The 8407-nt window shown below is 58.5% G+C and carries 17 protein-coding genes; all 17 read right to left on the reverse strand.

From position 1 onward, the window contains the following. A complete protein-coding gene (gene rplF, locus L981_RS26355; protein ID WP_043623391.1) occupies window positions 1–534 on the reverse strand; it encodes a 50S ribosomal protein L6 in 534 nt (177 codons plus the stop codon). A 46-nt stretch (window positions 535–580) separates the two neighbouring features. After that, window positions 581–979, reverse strand: coding sequence for a 30S ribosomal protein S8 (gene rpsH, locus L981_RS26360; protein ID WP_025426677.1), 399 nt, complete (start codon window positions 977–979; stop codon window positions 581–583). A 12-nt stretch (window positions 980–991) separates the two neighbouring features. Beyond that, entirely contained in the window at window positions 992–1297 is a 306-nt protein-coding gene (rpsN, locus tag L981_RS26365) for a 30S ribosomal protein S14 (RefSeq protein ID WP_034795562.1), read from the reverse strand. Between the two features lie 34 nt (window positions 1298–1331). Beyond that, window positions 1332–1889: a 50S ribosomal protein L5 gene (gene rplE / locus L981_RS26370; protein WP_043623396.1), complete on the reverse strand. Its 558-nt coding sequence runs from the start codon at window positions 1887–1889 to the stop codon at window positions 1332–1334. Further along, complete coding sequence (gene rplX, locus L981_RS26375) at window positions 1882–2193, reverse strand: 50S ribosomal protein L24 (RefSeq protein WP_025426674.1); 312 nt, start codon at window positions 2191–2193, stop codon at window positions 1882–1884. Before rplX ends, rplE begins: the two co-directional genes overlap by 8 nt. A gap of 14 nt (window positions 2194–2207) precedes the next feature. After that, window positions 2208–2576 (reverse strand): 50S ribosomal protein L14, encoded by a 369-nt coding sequence (gene rplN, locus L981_RS26380; RefSeq protein WP_034795548.1) that lies wholly within the window; start codon window positions 2574–2576, stop codon window positions 2208–2210. Window positions 2577–2754: 178 nt separating this feature from the next. Next, on the reverse strand, window positions 2755–2991 hold the full coding sequence (gene rpsQ / locus L981_RS26385) for a 30S ribosomal protein S17 (RefSeq protein ID WP_034795546.1): 237 nt from the start codon (window positions 2989–2991) through the stop codon (window positions 2755–2757). A 12-nt stretch (window positions 2992–3003) separates the two neighbouring features. Beyond that, window positions 3004–3204 (reverse strand): 50S ribosomal protein L29, encoded by a 201-nt coding sequence (gene rpmC / locus L981_RS26390; RefSeq protein WP_034795543.1) that lies wholly within the window; start codon window positions 3202–3204, stop codon window positions 3004–3006. A gap of 11 nt (window positions 3205–3215) precedes the next feature. Next, window positions 3216–3629 (reverse strand): 50S ribosomal protein L16, encoded by a 414-nt coding sequence (gene rplP / locus L981_RS26395; RefSeq protein WP_011975175.1) that lies wholly within the window; start codon window positions 3627–3629, stop codon window positions 3216–3218. A gap of 38 nt (window positions 3630–3667) precedes the next feature. Continuing rightward, the gene (gene rpsC / locus L981_RS26400) at window positions 3668–4402 is read right to left on the reverse strand and encodes a 30S ribosomal protein S3 (RefSeq protein WP_034795537.1); all 735 of its coding nucleotides are present in this window, start codon (window positions 4400–4402) and stop codon (window positions 3668–3670) included. Next, entirely contained in the window at window positions 4402–4791 is a 390-nt protein-coding gene (rplV, locus tag L981_RS26405) for a 50S ribosomal protein L22 (RefSeq protein WP_034795534.1), read from the reverse strand. Before rplV ends, rpsC begins: the two co-directional genes overlap by 1 nt. Window positions 4792–4793: 2 nt before the next feature. After that, window positions 4794–5072, reverse strand: a complete 279-nt coding sequence (gene rpsS / locus L981_RS26410) for a 30S ribosomal protein S19 (protein WP_018239488.1) — start codon at window positions 5070–5072, stop codon at window positions 4794–4796. Window positions 5073–5087: 15 nt separating this feature from the next. Further along, window positions 5088–5924 (reverse strand): 50S ribosomal protein L2, encoded by an 837-nt coding sequence (gene rplB / locus L981_RS26415; RefSeq protein WP_043623402.1) that lies wholly within the window; start codon window positions 5922–5924, stop codon window positions 5088–5090. A 43-nt stretch (window positions 5925–5967) separates the two neighbouring features. After that, a complete protein-coding gene (locus tag L981_RS26420; RefSeq protein WP_034795524.1) occupies window positions 5968–6261 on the reverse strand; it encodes a 50S ribosomal protein L23 in 294 nt (97 codons plus the stop codon). Next, complete coding sequence (rplD, locus tag L981_RS26425) at window positions 6258–6878, reverse strand: 50S ribosomal protein L4 (protein ID WP_034795521.1); 621 nt, start codon at window positions 6876–6878, stop codon at window positions 6258–6260. The genes L981_RS26420 and rplD overlap by 4 nt, the downstream gene beginning before the upstream one ends. Window positions 6879–6890: 12 nt before the next feature. Beyond that, window positions 6891–7577: a 50S ribosomal protein L3 gene (rplC, locus tag L981_RS26430; protein ID WP_034795518.1), complete on the reverse strand. Its 687-nt coding sequence runs from the start codon at window positions 7575–7577 to the stop codon at window positions 6891–6893. Window positions 7578–7716: 139 nt separating this feature from the next. Beyond that, complete coding sequence (rpsJ, locus tag L981_RS26435) at window positions 7717–8025, reverse strand: 30S ribosomal protein S10 (RefSeq protein ID WP_003507767.1); 309 nt, start codon at window positions 8023–8025, stop codon at window positions 7717–7719. Window positions 8026–8407 lie beyond the last annotated feature (382 nt).

Below are 8407 nucleotides of genomic sequence, written 5' to 3' on the forward strand. Positions count from 1 at the left end.
TTACTTCTTCTTGCCTTCTTTGCGGACAATCCGCTCTTCGGCATACTTGACGCCCTTGCCCTTGTAGGGCTCGGGGCCACGGTATTCGCGGATTTCCGCGGCAACCTGGCCGACCTGCTGCTTGTTGATGCCGGACACGATGATTTCGGTCGGCTTCGGAACAGCAATCGTGATGCCTTCCGGCGTCTGGTAGACGACGTCGTGGCTGAAGCCGAGCGCCAGCTGCAGGTTCTTGCCCTGCATCGACGCACGATAACCAACGCCGTTGATTTCGAGCTTGCGCTCGTAACCGTCCTTGACGCCCTTGAAGATGTTTTCGATCATCGTGCGGGACATGCCCCACTTCGAACGAGCATCCTTGCTCTGGCTGAGCGGCTGTACAACAACCGCATTTTCTTCGAGCTTTACCGAGACTTCGTCGTTTGCAACGAAGAACAGTTCGCCCTTCGGGCCCTTCGCCGTTACCTTCTGGCCATCAACGCTTGCCGTGACGCCTGCCGGAACCTGAACGGGCTTCTTACCGATACGAGACATTTTTATACCTGTCTGTTCGCTATGGAGAACTTGCTACCGTCTTCAATTAGAAGACGGAGCAAAGGATCTCGCCACCAACATTCTGTTCGCGTGCCTGATGATCGGCCATCACGCCCTTCGGGGTCGAAAGGATGGTGATGCCGAGGCCGTTCGCGACCTGCGGAATGGACTTAACCGAGACATAAACTCGGCGGCCCGGCTTGGAAACGCGGCCGATCTCACGGATCACGGAAGCGCCTTCGTAGTACTTCAGTTCGATATTCAGCTCGGCCTTGCCGTTGCCGAATACGACTTCGGAGTACCCGCGGATGTAGCCTTCAGCCTGAAGAACATCCAGAACACGTGCACGGAGCTTCGAAGCCGGCGTGGAAACGCTCGACTTGCGGCGAGCCGCGCCGTTACGGATACGGGTGAGCATATCGCCCAGCGGATCAGTCATTGCCATGTGCCCGTCTCCTTACCAGCTCGACTTGACAATACCCGGCACCTTGCCGAGGTTGCCCAGTTCGCGAAGCGCAATACGCGACATACGAAGTTTACGATAGAAGGCGCGCGGACGGCCGGTAACTTCGCAACGGTTGCGGATGCGGGTCTTGGATCCATCGCGCGGCAGGCCTGCCAGCTTGATGGTTGCCTTGAACCGCTCTTCAATCGGCAGAGACTGGTTCATGATGGTCGCCTTCAGAGCGGCACGCTTTGCAGCCTGCGAGGCAACCAATTTGCGGCGGCGCTTGTTCTTTTCAACTGCGCTCGTTTTCGCCATTAAAGTTATCCTTCTTTACGCTTGTCGTTACGGATTACTGACGGAACGGGAAGTTGAACTCTGCGAGCAGAGCACGAGCTTCGTCGTCGTTAGTAGCCGTCGTGCAAACGATGATGTCCATGCCCCACATCTGATCAACCTTGTCGTAGTTGATCTCAGGGAACACAATGTGTTCCTTGACGCCCATGGCGAAGTTGCCACGTCCGTCAAAGGACTTCGGGTTGAGGCCACGGAAGTCGCGAACGCGCGGAAGAGCGATGTTCACGAGACGATCGAGGAACTCAAACATCCGAACGCCGCGCAGGGTAACCTTGGCACCAATCGGCATGCCTTCGCGAAGCTTGAAGCCTGCGATGGAGTTGCGAGCGCGGGTGATTACCGGCTTCTGGCCAGCAATCGCTGCGAGGTCGGCAGCAGCAACGGTCGGCTTCTTGGAGTCGCCCGTCGATTCGCCAACACCCATGTTGATGACGATCTTGTCGAGGCGCGGGATCTGCATTTCGTTGGCGTAGGAGAACTTCTCCTGCATAGCCGCACGAATGCGCTCGACATATTCCTTCTTGAGCCGCGGCTCGTAAGCGGACTTAGCCATCGATCACTACTCCCGAACGCTTGGCCACGCGGACCTTCTTGTCGCCATCGATCTTGAAACCGACGCGGGTCGGCTTGCCATCCTTCGGATCGGCAATCGCGATGTTCGAAAGATGGATCGAGGCTTCCTTGTTGATGATGCCGGCTTCCTGGCTCTGGGTCTGGCGCTGGTGACGCTTCACCATGTTTACGCCACGCACGACAGCCCGGTCTTCCTTCGGCATTACCTGTACGACTTCGCCGGTACGACCCTTGTCCTTACCGGTGAGAACGACGACTTTGTCGCCTTTACGGATCTTTTGCATCTCTTAACGCTCCCTTAGAGTACTTCTGGAGCCAGCGAGATGATCTTCATGTGGTTCTTGGCGCGAAGTTCGCGCGGAACCGGTCCGAAGATACGGGTGCCGATCGGCTCTTTCTTGTTATCGATAAGAACGGCTGCGTTGGTGTCAAAACGGATGACAGAGCCATCCGGACGGCGGATGTCCTTCGCAGTGCGAACGACAACAGCCTTCATGACATCACCCTTCTTTACGCGGCCGCGCGGAATGGCTTCCTTGATCGAAACGACAATGATGTCGCCGACCGACGCATACTTGCGCTTGGAGCCGCCCAGCACCTTGATGCACATGACACGACGTGCGCCGGAATTATCCGCCACGTCGAGGTTTGTTTGCATCTGAATCATGTCAGGTCGCCTTCTTGTTGTTACCAGGCCGGTTGGGTCGAAACCCCCTCGCCCGGCTTATAGTGCTCATCTCAAAGCAAAAGAACGCCCGGAATCGAGCGTTCCCCTGCTTCAATTGCGTGCTTCATACAGGTATTTTCCCAAGACGCAAGGGTCTTGGCGTCAAAACCTGCTGAAATCAAGCGTGGGCGGCGACTACCGTCCAGCGCTTATCCTTCGAGATCGGCGCGCATTCCTCGATGGAAACGACGTCACCAACCTTGTACTGGTTGTTTTCGTCATGCGCCTTGTACTTCTTCGAGCGACGGACGGTCTTCTGGAGGATCGGGTGCGCAAAGCGGCGCTCGACCCGTACGACGACGGTCTTGTCGTTCTTGTCGCTGACAACAGTGCCCTGCAGAATGCGTTTCGGCATATTTTCTGGTCCTTAGGCCTTGGCTTCTGCCGCCTTCTGGCGGGCAATGGTTTTGACGCGTGCGATGTCCTTGCGGACTTCGTTGATACGCGAAGACTTCTCGAGCTGGCCGGTTGCCTTCTGGAAGCGCAGGTTGAACTGCTCCTTCTTCAGCTTGGCGAGCTCTTCGTTGAGTTGATCGGCGCTCAGGGCGCGAACATCTACAGCTTTCATGAGTTCACTCCTTACTCTGCGATACGCTGCACGAAGCGCGTCTTGACAGAGAGCTTGGCAGCGCCAAGACGAAGTGCCTCACGGGCAAGTTCTTCGCTGACACCATCGATCTCAAACATCATTCGGCCGGGCTTGACCTTGCATGCCCAGTATTCGACCGAACCCTTACCCTTACCCATGCGGACTTCCGTCGGCTTGGCGGTAACCGGAACGTCAGGGAACACACGGATCCAGACGCGGCCGGCGCGCTTCATGTGACGCGTGATCGCGCGGCGGGCCGCTTCGATCTCGCGCGCATTCACGCGGTTGGGTTCCTGAGCCTTAAGGCCGAATTCACCGAAAGCGAGATCAGATCCGCCCTTGGCTACGCCCTTGATGCGGCCCTTGAACTGCTTGCGATACTTCGTACGCTTTGGCTGCAACATTTTTTTACTTCTCCGATATTGGCTGCCAAACGCGAATGTTACGCGTTTTCACGACGGCGGTCACGATCGCCACGGTCGCGATCACGGCCTGCCGGGCCCTGGTTGTCACTTTCGATCGCGCGACGCTCGGAAGCCATCGGATCGTGCTCAAGGATTTCGCCCTTGAAGATCCAGACCTTGATGCCGCAGATACCGAAAGCGGTTTCCGCTTCAGCCGTGCCGTAGTCGATGTCCGCACGCAGCGTGTGCAGCGGAACGCGACCTTCGCGGTACCATTCGGTACGAGCGATTTCGGCGCCACCGAGACGGCCGGCGCAGGTGATCTTGATGCCTTCGGCGCCAAGACGCATGGCCGACTGAACAGCGCGCTTCATCGCACGACGGAAAGCCACGCGGCGCTCGAGCTGCTGGGCAATCGACTGAGCAACGAGCGTTGCGTCGACTTCCGGCTTGCGCACTTCAACGATGTTGAGGTGCGTTTCAGAGCTGGTCATCTCGGAAAGCTTCTTGCGGAGCTTCTCGATGTCAGCGCCCTTCTTGCCGATGATCAGGCCCGGACGAGCAGAGTGGATCGTGACGCGGCACTTCTTGTGCGGACGCTCGATAACCACCTTGGCAATGCCGGCAGCCTTGAGTTCTTCCATCAGGTAAGCGCGGATCTTCAGGTCTTCGTGAAGAAGCTGGCCGTATTCGGCGTTGTCCGCGAACCAGCGGCTGTCCCAGGTCCGGTTGATACCGAGACGGAAGCCGATTGGATTAATCTTCTGACCCATTATGCGGCCTCCCCTTTGGCTTCCACTTCACGGACGACGATCGTCAAGTGCGAGAACGGCTTTTCGACACGCGATGCACGGCCGCGACCACGGGCGTGGAAGCGCTTCATGACAATCGACTTGCCAACGTAAGCTTCTGCAACGACGAGCGAATCGACGTCGAGATCGTGGTTGTTCTCTGCGTTTGCAATGGCAGATTCAAGGGTCTTCTTGACCGTCTCTGCAATGCGCTTGCGGGAGAATTCCAGTTCGGCCAGAGCGCGATCGACCTTCTTGCCGCGGATCATCGCGGCAACCAGGTTGAGCTTCTGGGGGCTGACGCGGATCGTGCGCGCAACTGCCTGCGCCTCATTATCCTTCAGCCGGCGTTCGGCTTTTGCCTTGCCCATTGTTACTTCCTCTTTGCCTTCTTGTCCGCACCGTGACCGTAGTAGGTCCGGGTCGGAGAGAATTCACCAAACTTGTGGCCGACCATGTCTTCGTTGACGCTGACCGGAACGTGCTTGCTGCCGTTGTAGACGCCGAAGGTGAGACCGACAAACTGCGGAAGGATCGTGGAGCGGCGGCTCCAGATCTTGATCACTTCGTTGCGACCGCCTTCGCGGACCTTCTCAGCCTTCTTGAGAAGATAACCGTCAACGAACGGACCTTTCCATACTGAACGAGTCATTCGAGACTTCCTCTCTTACTTCTTCTTCTGGTGGCGCGAGCGCATGATGAACTTGTCGGTCGACTTGTTCGAGCGCGTACGCTTACCCTTCGTGGGCTTGCCCCACGGGGTAACCGGGTGACGACCACCCGAGGTACGGCCTTCACCACCGCCGTGCGGGTGGTCAACCGGGTTCATGACGACGCCGCGAACGTGCGGCTTCTTGCCACGCCAACGCGAACGACCAGCCTTACCGTCATTGATGTTGCCGTGGTCGGGGTTCGACACGGCGCCGATCGATGCGAGGCAGGAACCATGCACCAGGCGCTGTTCGCCAGAGTTCAGGCGAAGGATCGCCATGCCCTGGTCGCGGCCAACGAGCTGTGCGTAGGTACCGGCGGAGCGGGCCATCTGGCCGCCCTTGCCCGGCTTCATTTCCACGTTGTGGATGATGGAGCCGACCGGGATGTACTGCAGCGGCATCGTGTTGCCGGGCTTCACGTCAACGGCCTTCTCCGAAGCGATGACCTTGTCGCCGGCAGCGAGGCGCTGCGGAGCGAGGATGTAGGCCTTTTCGCCGTCGGCGTAGTTGACGAGCGCGATGAACGCGGTGCGGTTCGGGTCGTATTCCAGACGCTCGACGGTGCCTTCGACGTCGAACTTGCGACGCTTGAAGTCTACCAGACGATAGGTGCGCTTGTGACCGCCGCCCTGAAAGCGAACGGTGATGCGACCGAGGTTGTTGCGACCGCCCTTGGAAGACAGGCCTTCGGTCAGCGCCTTGACCGGCTTGCCCTTGTAGAGGCCGGACCGGTCAACGATGACCAGCTGACGCTGGCTCGGGGTCGTCGGATTGAAATTTTTCAATGCCATTTTCTTGTTCCCTTTTGGGTTTTTACCCTAATGGGCCTATCCGTTAGAGACCGGTGGAGACGTCGATGGACTGACCGTCGGCGAGCGTGATGACCGCCTTCTTCACGTCCTTCTGCTTTCCGGCAAAGCCGCGGAAACGCTTCGTCTTGCCCTTGCGGACCAGCGTGTTCACGGCCGTAACCTTGACGCCGAACAGAGCTTCGACAGCAGCCTTGATCTCAGGCTTCGAAGCGTCCTTGGCGACGTTGAAGACGACCTGGTTCTGTTCGGAAACCAGCGTCGACTTTTCAGTGATCGAGGGAGACACGATCACGTCGTAGTGGCGAAGATCCGTCATTTGAACCGCTCCTCCAGAGCTTCCACGGCAGCCTTGGAAAGCACGAGCTTGCCACGGCGCAGAATGTCGTAAACGTTGATGCCCTGAACCGGCAGAACGTCCACATTCGGGATGTTCTGGGCTGCGAGCTTGAAGTTGTTCTCGATCTCGGCGCCGCCGATGATGAGAGCGTTGGTGAGGCCGAGCGAGGCAAACACGCCGGCGAGTGCCTTGGTCTTGGCTTCCTTGGCAACGAGATCGTCGATGACGATGATCTCTTCAGCCTTCAGCTTGGCCGAGAGCGCATGGCGCAGGCCGAGAGCACGAACCTTCTTCGGAAGGTCGTGTGCGTGGCTGCGGACAACCGGGCCATGAGCCTTACCACCGCCGCGGAACTGCGGAGCACGAGCGGAGTGGTGGCGGGCGCGGCCCGTACCCTTCTGCTTGTACATCTTGGCGCCGGTGCGCGAAACTTCCGCGCGGCCCTTGGCCTTGTGCGTGCCCTGCTGCTTCTTGGCGAGCTGCCAGCGAACGACGCGGGCAATGATGTCTTCACGGGGTTCGAGGCCGAAAATGGCGTCCGAAAGGGAAACCTTTCCTGCGTCCTTGCCCTCGAGGGTTTTGACGTTGAGATCCATTACTCGGCTCCCTTACTTCGATGCTTCGGCGCGCACAGCGGCCGGACGCGGAGCGCCTTCCGGGGTGCCCGACTTGATGGCGTCACGAACGACGATCCAGGCACCCTTGGAGCCGGGGACAGCGCCCTTGACCAGGATCAGACCGCGGTCTTCATCGGTCGATACGACTTCCAGGTTCTGGGTGGTGACGCGCGTCTGGCCCATGTGACCAGCCATGCGCTTGCCCTTCCAAACGCGGCCCGGATCCTGGTTGGAACCGGTAGAACCATGCGAACGGTGCGATACGGAAACGCCGTGCGTTGCACGCAGACCGCCGAAGTTGTGGCGCTTGATGGCGCCGGCAAAGCCCTTACCGATCGTGGTACCGGTGACGTCGACGAGCTGACCGGCAACGAAATGGTTCGCCGTCAGTTCTGCACCGATGTCGATCAGGTTGTCCGCGGAAACGCGGAACTCGACGAGCTTCGCCTTCGGCTCGACGTTGGCAGCAGCAAAGTGGCCGCGCATCGCCTTCGGCGTGTTCTTGACCTTGGAGCGGCCAGCACCGAGCTGGACAGCAACGTAGCCGTTCTTTTCTTCCGTACGCTGGGCTACCACCTGGCAGCTTTCCAGCTTCAAAACTGTAACCGGGATATGCTCACCGGCGTCGTTATAGACGCGGGTCATTCCCACTTTCTGTGCAATCACACCTGAACGCATTGGTTCATTCCTCTTGAGAGTTAGTGACGGAGCAAGCCCCTTCACATCTCTGGTTTAAGGTCTCCTTGAGATCATCCGATCTTGAGGTCGCCCGTTTTTGGAAGCCGTTGGACCGGGGTCCACGTACCTTCCTTGTTTATTAAAGCTTGATTTCCACGTCGACGCCGGCAGCCAGGTCGAGCTTCATCAGCGCGTCAACGGTCTGCGGGGTCGGGTCTACGATGTCGAGAAGGCGCTTGTGGGTGCGCATTTCGAACTGTTCACGGCTCTTCTTGTCGACGTGCGGCGAGCGGTTGACCGTAAACTTTTCAATGCGCGTCGGCAGCGGTACGGGACCGCGCACGCTTGCACCGGTACGCTTTGCAGTCGACACGATTTCACGCGTCGAGGCGTCGAGGATCCGGTGATCAAACGCCTTGAGGCGGATGCGGATGTTCTGGCCGTTCATACGACTTATCCTTGTTCAGGTTACTTGCGGTTTCCGTGGAAAAACACGCAGTGAACTTCGTTTAATTTCGGCCAGTCCGCTAACTTTTCAAAGATCGGAGGGACAGGGTTTCCCCTGCCCCTTCCTATTTGAGCGGCCGTGGCCGGCCTGTCTTTCTGTGAGCGCACAACGTCGAAGCACCGTGCAAATCACGCGTGGGCGCCATTTGCACTATTTCGTCGTCTTCGGCAAGCCGTGCGACCAACTAAATCTTTCGGGGCGGGTATGTCCAAGGCGCATAGCACATGCGCCTTGTGTCTTCCCGCCCTCAGTCTCGTCGATTACTCGACGATCGAGGCAACGATGCCGGCGCCGACGGTACGGCCGCCTTCGCGGATAGCGA

The organism is Ensifer sp. ZNC0028, from assembly GCF_000799055.1.
Classification (GTDB): Bacteria; Pseudomonadota; Alphaproteobacteria; order Rhizobiales; family Rhizobiaceae; genus Ensifer.